The 15,873-nt window shown below is 65.2% G+C and carries 14 protein-coding genes and 1 pseudogene; 7 read left to right on the forward strand and 8 right to left on the reverse strand.

What is annotated here, in order from left to right:
* Window positions 1-3: 3 nt before the first annotated feature.
* Window positions 4-1,695 carry a DUF262 domain-containing protein gene (locus O7553_RS00125; RefSeq protein ID WP_281552889.1) on the forward strand — a complete coding sequence of 564 codons (1,692 nt, stop codon included), beginning with the start codon at window positions 4-6 and terminating at the stop codon, window positions 1,693-1,695.
* A 15-nt stretch (window positions 1,696-1,710) separates the two neighbouring features.
* Here O7553_RS00125 and O7553_RS00130 read toward each other — a convergent pair whose 3' ends face one another.
* Together O7553_RS00130 and O7553_RS00135 are read right to left on the reverse strand one after the other, a co-directional pair.
* Window positions 1,711-2,961 (reverse strand): MFS transporter, encoded by a 1,251-nt coding sequence (locus O7553_RS00130; protein WP_281552890.1) that lies wholly within the window; start codon window positions 2,959-2,961, stop codon window positions 1,711-1,713.
* A 3-nt stretch (window positions 2,962-2,964) separates the two neighbouring features.
* Entirely contained in the window at window positions 2,965-3,516 is a 552-nt protein-coding gene (locus tag O7553_RS00135; protein WP_281552891.1) for a helix-turn-helix domain-containing protein, read from the reverse strand.
* Between the two features lie 236 nt (window positions 3,517-3,752).
* On the opposite strand from O7553_RS00135, the gene pglX reads away from it, so the two are divergent.
* Together pglX and O7553_RS00145 are read left to right on the forward strand one after the other, a co-directional pair.
* Complete coding sequence (pglX, locus tag O7553_RS00140) at window positions 3,753-7,277, forward strand: BREX-2 system adenine-specific DNA-methyltransferase PglX (RefSeq protein WP_281552892.1); 3,525 nt, start codon at window positions 3,753-3,755, stop codon at window positions 7,275-7,277.
* A gap of 84 nt (window positions 7,278-7,361) precedes the next feature.
* Window positions 7,362-7,619 (forward strand): hypothetical protein, encoded by a 258-nt coding sequence (locus tag O7553_RS00145; RefSeq protein WP_281552893.1) that lies wholly within the window; start codon window positions 7,362-7,364, stop codon window positions 7,617-7,619.
* Window positions 7,620-7,658: 39 nt separating this feature from the next.
* Here the strand turns inward: O7553_RS00145 and O7553_RS00150 are convergent.
* From O7553_RS00150 to O7553_RS00165, 4 genes and pseudogenes are all read right to left on the reverse strand, one after another.
* Window positions 7,659-7,754, reverse strand: a pseudogene (locus O7553_RS00150) (barstar family protein); the annotation flags it as partial.
* A gap of 874 nt (window positions 7,755-8,628) precedes the next feature.
* Window positions 8,629-9,633, reverse strand: a complete 1,005-nt coding sequence (locus O7553_RS00155) for an EcsC family protein (protein ID WP_281552894.1) — start codon at window positions 9,631-9,633, stop codon at window positions 8,629-8,631.
* 236 nt (window positions 9,634-9,869) lie between these two features.
* The gene (locus O7553_RS00160) at window positions 9,870-10,079 is read right to left on the reverse strand and encodes a DUF397 domain-containing protein (protein ID WP_281552895.1); all 210 of its coding nucleotides are present in this window, start codon (window positions 10,077-10,079) and stop codon (window positions 9,870-9,872) included.
* Entirely contained in the window at window positions 10,060-10,947 is an 888-nt protein-coding gene (locus O7553_RS00165) for a helix-turn-helix transcriptional regulator (protein ID WP_281552896.1), read from the reverse strand. Before O7553_RS00165 ends, O7553_RS00160 begins: the two co-directional genes overlap by 20 nt.
* Window positions 10,948-11,348: 401 nt before the next feature.
* On the opposite strand from O7553_RS00165, the gene O7553_RS00170 reads away from it, so the two are divergent.
* The 4 genes from O7553_RS00170 to O7553_RS00185 all read left to right on the forward strand — a co-directional run bounded on the left by O7553_RS00170 (window position 11,349) and on the right by O7553_RS00185 (window position 14,373).
* Window positions 11,349-11,606: a hypothetical protein gene (locus O7553_RS00170; protein ID WP_281552897.1), complete on the forward strand. Its 258-nt coding sequence runs from the start codon at window positions 11,349-11,351 to the stop codon at window positions 11,604-11,606.
* Window positions 11,607-11,825: 219 nt separating this feature from the next.
* Window positions 11,826-12,113, forward strand: coding sequence for a hypothetical protein (locus O7553_RS00175; RefSeq protein WP_281555814.1), 288 nt, complete (start codon window positions 11,826-11,828; stop codon window positions 12,111-12,113).
* A complete protein-coding gene (locus tag O7553_RS00180; protein ID WP_281552898.1) occupies window positions 12,110-13,912 on the forward strand; it encodes a hypothetical protein in 1,803 nt (600 codons plus the stop codon). The genes O7553_RS00175 and O7553_RS00180 overlap by 4 nt, the downstream gene beginning before the upstream one ends.
* 53 nt (window positions 13,913-13,965) lie before the next feature.
* Window positions 13,966-14,373, forward strand: a complete 408-nt coding sequence (locus tag O7553_RS00185) for an NUDIX hydrolase (protein WP_281552899.1) — start codon at window positions 13,966-13,968, stop codon at window positions 14,371-14,373.
* 3 nt (window positions 14,374-14,376) lie between these two features.
* On the opposite strand, the gene O7553_RS00190 is transcribed toward O7553_RS00185, so the two are convergent.
* Window positions 14,377-14,985: a hypothetical protein gene (locus O7553_RS00190; RefSeq protein WP_281552900.1), complete on the reverse strand. Its 609-nt coding sequence runs from the start codon at window positions 14,983-14,985 to the stop codon at window positions 14,377-14,379.
* The gene (locus O7553_RS00195) at window positions 14,975-15,460 is read right to left on the reverse strand and encodes a hypothetical protein (protein WP_281552901.1); all 486 of its coding nucleotides are present in this window, start codon (window positions 15,458-15,460) and stop codon (window positions 14,975-14,977) included. Before O7553_RS00195 ends, O7553_RS00190 begins: the two co-directional genes overlap by 11 nt.
* Window positions 15,461-15,873 lie beyond the last annotated feature (413 nt).

Here is a 15,873-nt window from a genome sequence, read left to right on the forward strand (position 1 = left end):
GGTATGTCCAGCAGCCGGGGAGACGTCCAGGTCGAACCTATTGCGATGATGCTGGTCGACATGCTGGAGGAGATCGCCGCAGGCCGGATCCGGGTGCCCAGGTTTCAGCGGCCGTTCGTGTGGCGACCCGAGCAGATGCTGGACCTGTTCGACAGCATCGAGCGAGGATGGCCGATCGGCGGCATCACCGTGTGGGAGACCACCGACGAGGTGCCCTCGCTCGACCACCTCGGCGAGGTGCCGGTGCGGATGCCGCCGGCAGGCACTCCGGTGTCGTACGTGCTCGACGGGCATCAACGGCTCTCCACCCTGTTCGGGGTGCTGCGTAGGCAGGGCCGGCCGCCGCGCGGCGACGATCAGCGGGAGTGGAAGTGGCGGATCTATCGCGATCTGGAGCCGCAGGAGGACAACGAACGCTACCGGCATCATCGGGCGTTCGGCTCCCCGCCGCCCCTTCCTCCTGATTCGTACCTCCCGATGCGCTCCGTCAACAGCACCGTCGACTTTCTCCGCTTCCTGCGGAACCTGGAGGCGCGGGTCAACGACGCCACCCGGATGGAGAGGCTGATCAACGAAGCCGACTGGGTGGCGCAGCGGGTTCGTGCGTACAAGATTCCGTTGGTGCGGGTCCGCGACAGCGACCTGGGGTCGGCCATCGAGGTGTTCGCCCGGATCAACAACCGTGGAGTACGCCTGGAGACACACGAGATCGCCTCCCGGCTGACCGGCCCGGTCCAGAAATCCACAATGGGCGAACAGGTCGACAGCATCGTCGAGTCCGTCGCGAGCACGGGCTTCGGTGAGCTGCCGAGGATGGCGGTGTTCCGGTCGATGCTAGCGATCGCCGGCGAGCCGGACGTCATGAAGCCGCACTGGGAACAGGTGGCGCAGCGGATCCGGACCAGCCAGGTCGACGTGCTGGCGGCCGGGCAGAAGGCGGTGCACAAGGCGGTGGAGCTGCTGCGGGCGGCGGGGCTGCCGCTGGCGGCCCTGTTGCCGTACTCGCATCAGTTGGTGTTGTTGACCTACTTCTTCCACTGTCGGCCGGACCCGACCGGCAACCAGCGGTTGGAGCTGGAGCGCTGGTTCTGGGTGACGTCGTGGGCGGGGTCGTTCGCGGGTGCCAACTCGACCCGGATCCGGGAGGGCCTGGCGGAGATGAAGGCGTTCGCCTCCGGCGCGACCCCGACCCTGAAGCTGGACGTCGGCGCGGTGCAGCCGATGCCGGAGCCGTTCAACCTGAACAGTGCCCGGACGCTGGCGTACGTGGCGTGGGAGGCGCACGAGTTCCCGACCCGGCGGGACGCGCTCGGCCAGGAGTTCGAGGTGGTGAAACGGCTGGCCGGCGGGGTGCCGCAGGCGTACCGGCAGATCGTGCCAGGTCATTCGACGGCGGCCAACCGGATCATCCTGCCGACCGGCCCGGGGGACAACCCGCTGGGGGTGTTCAAGGAGCTACGCAAGGGCCAGCTGGAGCGCACGATCAGCCCGGAGCACGTGACGAGGCTGCTGGCCAGTCACTGCATCAACGAGCGGGCTTTCCTCAAGCTGCTGGCCGGTGACCACGAGGGGTTCCTGGAGCTGCGGGGCGAGGTGTTGCAGGAGCGGCTGCGGGCGTTCGCGAAAGGGCTGGGCGTCATGCTCGGGCCGGACATGACCGGCGTGGCCGACAACGACACCGAGCACGACGAGTGACGCCGATCCGACGAGTCACTTCGGACCCGCACCTGCCGGAACCAACTGAAGATCTCGGATCTGACTGTTCAGCAGGCAGGTCGCAGACCCCAGCATGACGATGACCGCTGCGACAAGAAAGGCCCCGGAGAGGCCGACCAGGTCAACCGTCAGGGCAACAAATCCAATCGAAAGCGGCGACATTCCGATTGTGGATACCGAGAAGGCTCCCATTACTCGCCCGGTCATGCCTGCTAGTGTATTTGCTTGGATGAGTGGGATAGCAACGCCTGCTACAAGACCTCCAACGGCGCCCAGAAAAAACGACATTGCGAAGGCTGCAAGGTTGATCTTGGAAATGCTGAGGGCCGTCAGAATAAGGCTGGCGCTGACTCCTGCGCTCGCGACAACGATGCCGGGCCTGCGGATAGTGGATTTGATGACGAAAAAGACCGCTATGGTCGCCGCGCCAACGCCAAGTGCGGAGATGAGGAAGCCAAATCCTGTGGACCCCCAGTCCATCCGCAAGGCGAGCGCGGGGAAGCCGATGTTGACGATACCGTTGACGGAGAATTCAAGCAGGGCGACCAGTAGTACGAGGTTTCGAATCTCTGGTCTTCTCAGTATGTAGCCCACGCCTTCGAGGGACTGGCGGAAAATGTTCAACTGACTCAGGTGGTCCTCTGCCCGCTCGACGTGGCGGCGAACGATGGCTAGGGCAACAGTCGACATGACGAATAGGGCACTGCATGCTAGGAATGGCATTGGTAAGCTGCCTGACGCTACAAGCAGGCCGCCAAGTGGAGCGCCTACCACCAGGCCTGCGCGAGTGCCTAGCGCTCGCAAATTTTGCACACGGACAAGCTGACTCGAAGGTACAACCATCGGCGGCAGGGCGCCAGCGGCAGGGTAGAAGAGCGCGTCCACCACGCCAAACATGACAGCGATGACAAGAAGTAGCTGCAACGACACTCCGAGTGTGCCAAGTGTCAGGGACACGCAGAGCATGAGGAGACTGCGTATGCAGTCAGTGGTGATGGCTACCCGGAGCGCGCCGAACCGGTCGACAAACGTGCCACCAAGCAACATCAGAATAGCGCGAGGGATCGCGCCGGCCGCTAGGATCATCCCCGCGCCGCTCGGGCCAGCGAGGCGTACCGCCGCCCAGGCCAGCGTGAGGAAGTAGATCTGCCCACCGATTAATGAGAGCGGCTCCGCAAGCAGCCAGACAGACCTTCTCCAGCCCCACGAATCATCGGTGGAGCTGCTCGTGGTTGTCGCGCTCATGACCTACTCCATCGGGATCGCGTGCAGGAACACAAACACCTTTTTTCCCTTCCTGGCGGATCGTCGATCTCGAAAAGTCATGAGGATCTCTGTCAGTTTTTCCTGGAGCTCTTTGGAGTCTTCCTCGTTGAGTTCGAGCACCATGTCCGAGCTAAAGGCGAGAGATTGTGCTTTATCGTCGTCGGAAAGGCGTGAAAAATAGCGCTCCAAATGTTCGAAGTGAACGGCGGCCTGGGCTCGCTGCAGACTGTCCAGGTCATCGACTGACTTCGACTCGTTGTCCTGGGTGAAGGATAGGCCACGGGTCGCGTGTCGCCAGTAACGCTCCCGCCCACGGGCCATCGCGGCGGGATCCTCCTCCAGGGCCCCGAGCTCGGCCATGCGCGTGAGGTGGTAGAAGGCCAGCTGCGGCGTGACACCCACCTCTGCGGCGAGGGTCGTTGCTGTCGCTGACCCTAGGCCGGCCAGGGCGTAGTAGAGCCGCAGGCGGAGGGGGTGGGTGAAGGCCTTGAGTGCCTCGGCCTGGCTGATCCGTCGAGGGTGACTGTCTTCCACCTCGCCAGACTAGGTTGCGATCAGCATCGATTCAAGACTTCTTGAATCAGCCCCGGGGTAAGGTATCTAAGCCGAGACCGAGGGTTCGTGGCGCTGCGGACCGATCTGCTGCAAGACCGGCTGTGGGCGTTCGCGAAAGGGCTGGGCGTCATGCTCGGGCCGGACATGGACGGCAAGAGCGACAATGACACCGAGCACGACGAGTGATGCCGTGGCTGGGCCGTAGGATCGCAGCCGTGCTCGACGAACTCGACGAAGACGCGCGGCGGCGACTCCAGCAGGCGATGCAGGCGCAGGTGAATCACCTGGTCGACGATCTGCGTATGCGGCTCGCGGAGCCGGAGTCGCTGTCGCTGCGGGCCGAGCTGCTGCAGGAGTACGAGAAGGCGAAGAAGGCCGAGCGGCTGGCCGGCGCGTTCGAGGTGTGGCTGGAGGACGTGCTCGACCAGGCGGCGGTGGCCTGGGTGCTGGGTTGTGTCTTCGTCCGCTTCTGCGAGGACAACGAGCTGATCGACGGGCTGTGGATCGGCGGGGACGATCCGGCGGCCCCGGCCGAGACGGGGATGCAGCGGCGGCAGGCGTACCTGATCGAGGCCGACCATTCGTTGCACAACGACCGGCACTGGCTGCGGGAGGCGTTCCGCTACCTGGGCAGGCTGCGCCCGACGGCGCAGATCTTCGACAAGCACAACCCGGTGTGGCGGTTCGACATCTCCGGCGCGGCCGCAGAGGGGCTGAGCAACTTCTTCCGTACGGGGGAGGGCCGGGTGTCGCTGCGCAGCACGACCCTGGACACCCGCTTCCTCGGTGATCTCTACCAGGAGTTGTCGACGCACGCGAAGAAGACGTACGCGCTGTTGCAGACTCCGGTGTTCGTCGAGAAGTTCATCCTGGACCGAACGTTCGAGCCGGCGCTGAGCGAGTTCGGCCTGCCCGAGATGAAGGTGATCGACCCGACGTGCGGCTCCGGCCACTTCCTGCTCGGCGCGTTCGACCGGCTGGTGCGCGAGTGGCGCAAACGGGAGCCGACCACCGACATCCGGGCCATCGTCGACCGGGCGCTCGGCCAGGTCACCGGCGTCGACATCAACGCCTTCGCGGTCGCCATCGCCCGCTTCCGGCTGCTGGTCGCCGCGATCAAGCTCGGCAAGTGGCACAAGCTCGAACGCTGCCCCGCCTTCCCCGTCCGCGTCGCCACCGGCGACTCCCTGCTGGAGTGGGGCCGCGCCTCCCGCGCACAGGGCGACCTGCTGGCAGCATTCGAGGGTAGGCCGGTCTTCGCGTACGAGAGCGAAGACGACGAACTGCTAGCCGAGTATCTGGAGGTCGGTCAGTACACGGTGGTGGTTGGCAACCCGCCATACATCACCGTCGCCGACCCGGCCCGCAACAAGCTCTACCGCAGCATCTACCCGGACGTCTGCCATCGGCAGTACGCGCTGACCGTGCCCTTCGCCAAGCGCTTCTTCGACCTGGCGAGACGATCCGACGAGTACGGCGAGGGCGCCGGCTTCGTCGGCCAGATTACCGGCAACGCCTTCATGAAGCGCGAGTTCGGCAAGAAGCTGATCGAGGATTACTTCGCTCACGAGGTCGAGCTGAGCGAAGTCATCGACACCTCCGGTGCCTACATCCCCGGCCACGGCACGCCGACAGTCATCCTGGTCGGCCGCAACAACGACCGCCGCCGCCTCCCGGTCGTCCGCGCCGTCCTCGGTGTGCAGGGTGAACCGACCACCCCGGACAACCCAGCCGATGGACTTGTCTGGCAGGCGATCGTCGACCAGGTCGACGATCCTGGCTCGGCGTCCCGCTGGGTCACCGTCCAAGACCTCGACCGCTCCCGCCTCCTGAAACACCCCTGGAGCCTCTCCGGCGGCGGCGCAGGCGAGCTGCAAGCGGCTATTGAGGCGTCGGGCGGGTTGCTCGCTGAGGTCATTGACGAAGTGGGACGGACAACCCACACCGGTCTTGACGAGGCGTATTACTCACCGCGAACTGCTTTGGTGACGAGTGGGCTGACGGGATACGGGGTACCAGTAGTCCTTGGCGAAGACGTTCGAGATTTCCGACTCATTCATCCTACCTGGACTCTATTTCCCTACGATGCTGCCGGCTTAATTCGCGATCTTGATCGAGTTGAGGAACTGCGCTACTGGCCGTTAAGGTCCTCGCTCGCCAGGCGAGTCGACTTCGGTCAGACTCCGGCGGAGCGTGGGTTGCGTTGGTTTGATCACAGCATGTTCTTCGCGAAGCGTTTTCGGTCGCCGTTGTCGATTGCGTTCGCGTTTGTGGCTACGCACAATCATTTTGTGCTGGACCGGGGTGGGAAGGTCTTCAAGCAGTCTGCGCCGGTGATCAAGCTGCCGGAGGGGGCAACGGAGGATGACCATCTGAGGTTGCTCGGCGTACTCAATAGCTCCACCGCCTGCTTCTGGCTCAAGCAGGTCAGTCAGAGCAAGGCTGGCAGCGGCATCGGCCGTGGGATTCAGCCCGAGAGCTGGATGGATCGGTGGGAGTTCACGGGGACCAAGTTGGAGGAGTTTCCGTTGCCGGCGGAGTATCCGTTGGGTCGGGCGCGTGAGCTGGATACGTTGGCGCAGCGGCTAGGCGAGCTGACGCCGGCGGCGGTGGCCGAGTCGGGGGTGCCGACTGTGGAGCGGCTGGCGCAGGCGAGAGTCGAGTACGACCTGGTCCGGGCGCGGATGATCGCGCTTCAGGAGGAGCTGGACTGGGAGGTCTACCGGCTCTACGGGCTGATGGATGAGGACCTGACCCATCCGGACCCGCCAGGGCTGAGCCTTGGTGAGCGGGCGTTCGAGATCACGATGGTACGGAAGGGTGTGGAGACGGCCTGGTTCGTGCGGCACGACTCCGTACCGGTGGACAAGCCCAACCCCGACTGGCCGGCGGATTACCGCGACTTGGTCGAACGACGGATCGTTGCCACGGCCGGCAACCGGCACCTTCAGCTGATTGAGCGCCCGGAGTGCAAGCGTCGGTGGAAGACCGATGGCTGGGCCACGATGCAGGTGGATGCTTTGCGGGACTGGCTGTTGGAGCGGCTGGAGGCCCCGGAGCTGTGGGGTGGCACGCCGGAGCCGCTGTCGGTGGCGCAGCTCGCCGACCGGGTGGCCGGCGACGCCGACTTCCAGCAGGTGTTGGCGCTGCTGCCGGAGTACGAGGGCATGAGCCTGGTCGTCGCGCTCGACAAGCTGGTCGCCACCGAGCATGTGCCATTCCTGCCGAAGCAGCGCTACAAGCCGTCCGGGCTGCGTAAGCGGGTGCTGTGGGAGCAGACCTGGGAGAAGCAGCGGCGTGAGGACGCCGGGGAGACGGTGGAGATCGACGTCCCGCCGAAGTACACCTCGGCGGACTTTGTCCGGCCGTCGTACGCGAAGGCGCGCGGCAAGCTCGACGTGCCGAAGGAGCGGTTTATCTCGTACCCGGAAATGGGCCGCGACACCGACTCCAGCCTGCTGCTCGGCTGGGCCGGCTGGGACCACCTGGCGCAGGCGCAGGCGCTGGCCACGGTGTACGTGAATCGGCGCAGTCAGGAGGCGTGGGAGGCGCACCGTCTGCTGCCGCTGCTCGCCGGCCTGCTGGAGCTGGAGCCGTGGCTACACCAGTGGTACGCCGCCGAGCGCCCCGGCTACCCCGGCTCGCCGGCACAGTTCTACACCGACTTCATCGACACCGAGCTGTCCACCCTCAGCTCCGACCGCACCGCCCTGTCCCTGCTCCGCGGCCTCCCCGAGTAGGAGTCGGTACCGTCTGACCCTGTTGGACGGTGCTGGTGTTCGATAGGTTCGGCTGGTGGTGGGAGGGCGACGGAGCGGTGGTCGATGAGCGTTGACGATGTGAAGCGCACTGTCGAGCTGGGCAACGAAGCAGTCCGGCAGGGGTGTCAGATCCTTGAACAGGCGCTCGCCGCGGCTGCAGAAGCGGGTGCCTTGGCGCGGGCCACGATGCATGACAGCGCCCATGACGAGGTCGAGAAGGCAAAGGCGAAGCTGGACTCGTTGGAACGTGAGGTTGAGCTGGCGATTCGGCGGTTCGAGGCTACCGCCCAAAACGCGAACGATCACGTAGCCAAGCTCTGATGTCCGGGACCCTCGGCGACGTCGTAGCGCGGCACTACGCTATTGGGGGTTGTTGTCGAGGATCACCAGGTAGGCGTCCGCCGGCAGCCAGCGCAGGTCTTTCAGGCAGTCGGACAGTGCGTTCCAATTCCTAGCCGAAGCGGCTGGCGAAGATTAAGGTCAGGCCTCCGAGCGCACGTTCGCATCGGCGTCGACCTCGAGGTGCCCCTGCAGCCCACCGCTACAGTTTCCTCCCGGGACATCGACCTGCTTCGCGGTAAGAGTCAAGGTCTGGTTGACGATTTGAGTGCCCGTTGCGTCAGCCAAGGTCAGAGTCACTTCGACTGGGCTGGGTGGCAGGTCGGGGATTGAGGCGAAGCCGGCCTTGTTTCCACTGGCCACGGAGCCTGCTGAACAGACTGTGTCCAGTCCGTCTTCGGCGCAGCCGCTGCCGCCAACCGCACCACCCGGGAAGATGGCGACCTGTCGCGTCCGACAGGAGGCGTCCCAACAGGCCATAATCTCTGCCGTCCCTACCTGCTCCGCTACCACCGGAGCAATGCGGAGACCGATCCCGGTTTGGACGCCAACGAGCCGACATGCCTCCCCGGTCGAGGACTTGGTGCAACTCACCAGGGCTCCTAGGATCAGTGCCCCGACAACCAAGTACCTGTGCCTCGCCACGACAACTCCAATCGCGTTAGCGGTCACCTTCCCGTTTACCAAGCTGCACTTCCTGCATCACGCTCTACTTGATCTTATACTAGTAGGGCTCCGGCGTCGACTATAGGTGTACACGGGGCTATCCTGGATCGATCATTTGTCACGCCTGATCTCTGAGACTGTCGGTCTGCAGTCGTGCCCGTGGTCGGGCGAGCGGGGACGAGATTGATGCCATCCTCGTCAGTGCTGTCGATACCGCAAGTCGACTCTGATGCCGGTGACGAGCTGCTGATCGGACCGGGTCGCGTAGTTCTGGAGACGTGCTTAGATTCCTGTTATCTCGCCGATTTCGAGGGCTATCTACGGGTTACATGGCGTCGGTCTCGGTCTGATAGGTGGCCAGTGCGGCCGGCATCGGCAGTCCATACTTGTCGCACAGGAAACGGGTTTGGCAGTATCGCTGGGAATCGGCGGCCACGCCGCCGAGGACTGTGGAATTCACCCCTGCACCGATGAGGACGCCCACGATGGGCACGGCTTTGGCGACGTTCTGAACTGGAACCCTGGCACCAGCCGGACCCAAGTGCTGCAGCAACTTCTCAAGGGCGACCACGAGGCGATGGTCCGCACGGAGCTTGGCGGAGAATCTTACGCGTCCCTTCAGAGCGCTGGCCGCTCGTGCGGTGTCGCGCAGCGGCCCAACCTTGGCTGCCTGTGCCATGAAGGACCGGTGCACCAGACGTTCGATGAAAGCTTGCTCCGAGGGGTCTTTGGCGTCGTAGCCGTAGGAGTACGCGATGCGCGACGCGATCGAGGTGCTCAGGACCTGGATGACGAGGATGTCGGCAGTAATTGCGGCGGGGATCCCTGCCACGGGGACCAAGGCCAGCAAGCCCATGGCACCACCTTCGACCGCGCCGGCGGAACGCCACCTCAGTGTGTTGCGGGTCAGCAGCCGGTCACACACCTTGAGGTCCTGCTGCCGCAGCTCAGTGAAACTGTTCAGCTCCATGCCGCGCTTGCGGGCAATCTTCTCGACGCCCTTCGGGTCGTTGAGCTCCAAGGCCCAGGCGTTGACCAACTCCAGCAGCGCTGCGGCAGCCTCGGCCGCTGGCCGCAGGGCCATGCTGGCAACCGCGTCGCCTCCGCGGCGCACTGGTTCCTTGATCGTCTCCGGTACCGCCCTGGTGGCCCGGCTCGCGGCGTTTCGCGCGACCTCGCCGGAGCGATCGAGTGCAGTGCTCGCCCAGTTCGGTAAACCACGGCGGTTGTTGCGGCGCTGCCAGTGCTCGTTGAGCCTGTCCCACACCTGCTCTTCGTATGCACTCATCGGGGTTGCGCCGTCGGCGAGCGAGTCAGCGACAGTGCTCATCGATGGCCTCCATTCGACTGGGATGACTGGGTCATGATGGCACTGCCGGGCGGCAGGCGGCGGTGAGCTTCGGCCGACGACCAGGCCAGGCATTCAGTCCACAGACGATCGAGGGTACGCCGCTTACGCGCCGGGCAGACATCACCTAAACGGTGGAGGGCCGGAACATCCACTCGCTGAATGCCGTCACCCTCGTCGTCTGCCCTCGGCATGGAGAGACAGCTCTCTGCCTCGGGTCAGTGAGGAGCGTCGGGGGTGAGGGTGGAGAGGAAGGACGTCCAGCCGGCGGGGGAGAAGGCGAGTGCCGGGCCGGCGGGGTCTTTGCTGTCGCGTACGAGGACTGTGACGGGGACGTTGGTGGCGACCTCGACGCACATGGCCTGCCCGTTGCTGCGGGTGCTCTTGCGCCAGATTGCCTGCTGCGGATCACCGGGGGTGGCGGTCATCGGTGCTCTCCCTTGCTCCCTGCGCGAGGATCGCCTCAGCCCTCATCCGCAGGAAGGCCAGCGTGTCGGCGGGTGAGAGCGCGGTCGCACGGAGATGGTCGAACGCCAACCCGTGCATCTCCACATGGTAGTCCTTGTCCAGGTACAGAGCGCCACTCAGATTCTCCTGGTAGACGACTGTCGGATGGTTGCTGAAGTCGAGCATCGCAAAGGGGCCGCCCATGCCCATGTGTGCGCCTTGGCGGAAGGGCAGCACCTGGACCGTGATTGACGGGCGCTGTGCCATGGTGATCATGTGCTCCAGCTGGGCTGCCATCACCTGCGGGCCGCCGACCGGCCGGTGCAGGACTGCCTCGTCGAAGATGAACCACAGCCTGGGTGGTTTGCGTCGTTCCAGGATGCGCTGGCGGGCGAGGCGTAGCTCGATCCGCTCCTCGATCTTCTCCGGTGGACCCTCCGGGAACTCCGCGCTGATGATGGCGCGGGCGTAGTCCGAGGTCTGGAGCAGGCCGTTGACGAGTTGGACGTCGTAGGTGCGGAGCTGGGTCGCCTCGTCCTCGAAGGCGATGTACCCGTCGAGCCCGTGCGGCATCGCGCCGGAGTAGTCGACCCACCAGTTGTACTTCTGGGCGTCGCGGGCGAGCTCGATGAGCCCGACAGCCTCCTTGTCGGGTACGCCGTAGAGGCGCAGCAGCTTCGTGACGTTCCGCGTCGTCACCGAGACCTGTGCGTTCTCGACGCGGGACAACGTCGACTTGCTGATCTTCACCTGTTGGATGACCTGGTCAATTGTCAGACCGGCAGCCTCGCGAAGTGCGCGAAGCTCGGTCGCGAGCCGTCGTCGCTGGACGGTTGGGGTTCCTGCCACAACAGACAGTCTGAGCCATGAGTACGTCGTTTGACGAGTCTCCGAGCCAACTAATTTTCTATCGGATGCGGTGTTGCAAGATCACGCTTTCCCTGTCAGTGTGGGCCAAGTATCGAAGGTGGACGGTTGATCAACTGGCCGGCTGCTGGGTAGCGGGGAACGGCGAGTCCATGATCGTTTCCCCGCTGCGTATCACTGAAATCCCAGGTGACCGGGCAGGCTGCGGTAACGGCCCGCCCGGTCGTCCCCAGCCCAATCAGAAGGGTTGATCATGGTGGCGCTTGGTGCCCTGGTTTCCGGAATCCTGCTCGGGTTCTTCGTCGGGTTGTTCAGTTTCAAGGTCAAGTCGCGGTGGTGTCCCGACTGCGGTCGGACGACGGTGCCGGCGGCTGATCGGTAGCGTGCCGGACGACCGGTCCCCGGCCGATCCCCGCCCCGGTGACGAGTTGATCATCGATGGTCGGGCGAGTGTGCAGTTCGCGGCCGGGCGCGGTTTCCGGTTCCGGGTGACGACAGTGGACAAACGCTGGACGTACGAGGGCTGGGTCTGGCTCACCGGGTATGTGCTGGCAGCCGACGGCGAAGCCCGCGAACGTCGGGAGATCTTCGTCCAGCGTGACGGTCTCCGCTGGGCACCGCGCCCGCGCCGACACCGCTGACCAGGGCGGCGGCACCACTGCGACGCGAACCGTGTGCTTTCCATCCGTACCCCTTGAAGGTTTTCGACTGTGTGAAAGGTGGTTCCTGCTGTGCGCAGATTCTTTGACCTGTTCCGCCGGGCTCCGGTGCGGAGCCGGCGTAACCGGCGGTTGCTCGCCGAGATCGCCCGCTACCACGACCGGCGGCCGACCGACGCCGCGGCCGGTCAGCGTTCGCCGGTGCGGCCCGCCCCGAACACCGCAGGCCACTTGTACGGGCGGCCGGTGCGGCCGTCGATCAGCCCCGGCCTGGTCCGCGACCGTTCGTTCGGCGACCGGGTGCGGCGTGGCTGCGACCCGGTCGAGGTGCGCGCCTTCCTGCACGTGGTCGCCGACGAGTTGACCGCGCTGCGCGCCGAACTTGGCTCCACCCAGGAGGAGAACGCCCGGCTCAAGCAGGCGTTGCGGGACTGGCAGTCGGAGCAGTTCGAGCGGTCGCACCGGTTCGGGGCGGGGGTGGCGGCGTGAACGGCGTCAACAAGGTGCCGGCCGGCTCGCTGCACATCGTCGGCGTCGGCGCGGACCGCCGGCGGGCGCAACGCGTGTTCACCGTCGCGAACCTCGACACCGGGCAGGTCGCCTCGACCAGCCTCGTTCCGGGCTCGTTCACGCCGATCCCGACTCCGGGTGGGACGTGGTGGCTGCCGTTCGCGCCGATCGTCGCCGACCTCGCTGCCCGCGCGGGCGTTGTCGAGGCGACGTTGCGTGACCCGGATTTCCCCGACGAACCCGGTCGGCTGCCGTCGTCCGGGTTGACGCTGCCCCGGCAGTGGCAGCCCGGCATCCCGCAGTCCGACCGGCTGCGGTGGGAAGCCGTCGCGCTCACCAACCGGCTGGTGACGCCGTGGCTGGTGCTGATCGGCCGCAGCGTCGAGCCGCCGCCACCCGGCGACCCGGCCCGGCTGCTCGGCCGGCTGTGCGCGCTCGCCGACCAGTTGCACGTCGACCTGGTCCTCGAAGTCCGGCCCAGCTCCATCGGGCGTGGGCTGAGCTGGGACGTCCGGTTCGAGCATGCCGGCGGTACGGTGCCCGACTACCAGCACCGGTGGATCGCGGACCTGCCGACCGCGCTCGCCACCATCCCCGCCGAACGGGCGGTGACCGGCCTGACCGTCGCCAATCCGCTGCTGCCCGCCCACTACCTCACCGAGGCTGCCCTCACCGGGCGTGCGATACCGGTCGGGTTGGACGGTCACCCCGGCGGCCACGACCTCGACCAGGTCGAACGCCGCATGATCAGTGATGCCGAACAGCACGGCGGCGCGCAGGCCATCTGGCGCAACCGGCACTGGTGGCACACCAGCCTGCGACCCGCCGACACCCCCGGCACATTCGTGCGCGGCTGGGAACCGCCGGCACCGAAACACTGGGGCGAGCCGATCCCCACCCACCCCTGCGGCCGGTGCGCCGACCGGCCGGACCCGCCGTACTGCCTGGACTGTTACGGCACCCGCCAGGTCCGACGCGGCGCGGTGCTCACCGTCACCGACCTGCGTGGCCGGACCGTGCACCGCAACTGGCGACCCGACAGCGAACCGACCGGCGACCCGGAAGCTGCCGTCGGCCCGCAACCGCCCACCCTGGTGCTCACCGACCGGCCGTCCGGCACCACCGTGTGGCAGCTGCCCGAGCACTACCAGATCGGCTCGCTCGCCGCCGGCTTCGGCGTGCAGCCGACCGACCTGACCGACATCGACGGCGAACACGTCACCGACCAACACCTGCGCAACGGTGTCAGCCAGGTCCCCCACACCGGCGGCGACCCGCTCCACGCGTACCTCGGTGAAGTCGGCGCCACCTACGACGGCGCCCGCGTCATGGTCCTGGCCACCGGCTGGCCCGGCCCCACCCTCGACGAACTCGCCGCCCTGATCCGCGGCCTCGGCCTCGCCCTGGACATCACCGTCATCGACCACCGCAACACCATCGGCCGACCCGAACTGTCCCAGGGCCACAGCTGGTCGGTCCGGGTCGTCGACCCGGCCACCCCGCTGGCCGTCGACCCGGTCCCCACCAGCGCCGCCCTGCCCGAAGCGGCCGCGCTCTGCTACCGCTACCTGCACGGCGCACTGCGCGCCACCATCCCCACCGACCCGGAAACGCCGATCTCCGTGCCGCAACAGCCCGCAGCGGCCGGCACCCTCCCCGACACCACAACCCACACCACCCAGGTACGCCGCCACGCCGCCACCCGGCCCGGCGAACCTGTCACTGTCCGCCTCCACCCCGACGGCACCCACACCCTCACTACAGACCACCCGAGGTAGCCTCTGCCTGACGATGTTGACGGCTCGGGTTGCTGGGCGTTTAGGTGGTGGGCGTGCAGCAACCGCGGGTCGGGGTGGCGGCATTCGTGCTCAGCGAAGGTCGCTTCCTGATGGGCTTCCGCAAAGGTGCCCACGGGGCCGGCACCTGGTCGCTGCCCGGCGGCCACCTCGAACACGGGGAGAGCTTCGAGCAGACCGCGCGGCGGGAGGTCGAGGAGGAAACCGGCGTCGAGATCACCAACGTACGCTTCGGAGCGGTAACCAACGACGTGTTCGACGCCGCCCGGCACTACGTGACGATCTGGATGATCAGTGACCGCCTACGGGGCAGTCCACAGGTCCGCGAGCCGGATAAGTTCGTCGACCTCCGCTGGATCGCCCCGCCCACGATGCCTGATCCACTCTTCCTCCCCATGCGTAACCTGCTCGACCAGCACGACCTGGCGCAGCTGCTGCCGTGACAATCAGCCGACGAGGGTCGGCATCTCCGACCGGTTTCTTCTGCTTTTCCGGGCGCTCCGTGATGGCATCAGCCGTGGCATGAGCTGTACCTCGACGTGATCCAGATCCTCGCGGATCGTCTGCATGCTGTGCTTCTCGGCCCGTTCCCGTTTGCCGGAGGTGCGCGCGGCCCGGCGGAGCGCTTTGAAGGACACCGCCATCAGCCAACTGGCCGCAGAAGCGCGGCTGATGTGTCTCAGGCTCGCGTCCTGCAGCCGCCGTAGATACTCGGCTAGTATCGGACGGTCGCGTGGTGGCACGTCGCCTAGGATCTGGTCCGCAATCGGGGTGCTGTTGGCAGGTTTGAAGATGGCGAGTGCGATCAGCGCATCGGTCAAAGTGTGTCGCCCGGCGACGCTGATATGGGTCTTCACTAGTTTGAGAAGGCGCTCCGCGGCGGGGCTGCGTTGAATCCTCCCGGTTCGTAGGTCGTCGACTAGTCCGTCTCGAATTAGCCACAGCTCGTTGCGAAATTGGCTGTGCGCTAGGCGGGTAAGCTGATAAATTAGCAGGAATGGTGACAGGGCTGCAGAGATCAGCATTATGAAGAATGCCAGCGAGTCAATGTGCATTTTCTTCCTCTTTCTGTCGGCTATTCGCGCTCTCCAGCTCCTTCTCTAGTTTGTCAAGGCGCTCTCTCTGTTGCTTGATTTTCTTCTTCCTCAGGCGACTCTGATTTGCTGTCACGCCAAGGATGGTGGTGGATGCAACGGAGTAGGCAACTGCTATGCTTACTCTTATGTCGGCATTCACGGCTGTTGTCTCGCCGGCAAAGGCGGCGGCGATAGGCTGCACCGCTTGAAGTGGAATCCATGCTACGGCGATGACCGCGATCCACCGCGTGCCGTCGACAATCCCTTGAATGATCTGGAACTTGTGGCCCTTTCTGCTATCTTCCCTCAGCTGCTTGAGTGCCTGCTCGGTCCGTTCAGTTCGCAGGTTTGCTCGATCGATTTGCAGCCGTAGTTTCTCTTTTTCGAGGTCGTCTATCTGCTTCTGTGGGTGTTCGCTGACCTCATCATGATCGTCTTTGTTGCTCTCCCGCATGACTGAGGATCATAAGAGCTTTCGTGTTGTTGAGTTTGACGTGCAAAAACAGCTAATCGGGCAAGCTGGGCTGTTGGGCTCTTCTTCGCATCTCTCCGTTATCTGGCTGATGATCATGGGTAACTGCTGGTGGTGATTGGTGTGCGGATAGTGTTGATCTTTGCTCGCGAGGTCACATCTGTCGGCTATCTGACCTTCTTGATCAACCCTTGGTTGTCGGGGGTGTGCGTACGGTGATGATACCGCAACGTCGATATCGTGTTCAATCTTAGCGGCGTTGATGAGCGTGGATGTAGTGGGAGTTTGCCTACATCGAACTGATTGCACGATCTTCGCCGCGCTACCAGGTATGGCGCGTGCGCTTCATTACGGGACGAGGCGAACTGTGGGCGACGTGTCTGGGCTTGCCGGCG

The organism is Solwaraspora sp. WMMA2059 (genome assembly GCF_027497315.1).
In the GTDB taxonomy this organism is placed as follows: Bacteria; Actinomycetota; Actinomycetes; order Mycobacteriales; family Micromonosporaceae; genus Micromonospora_E.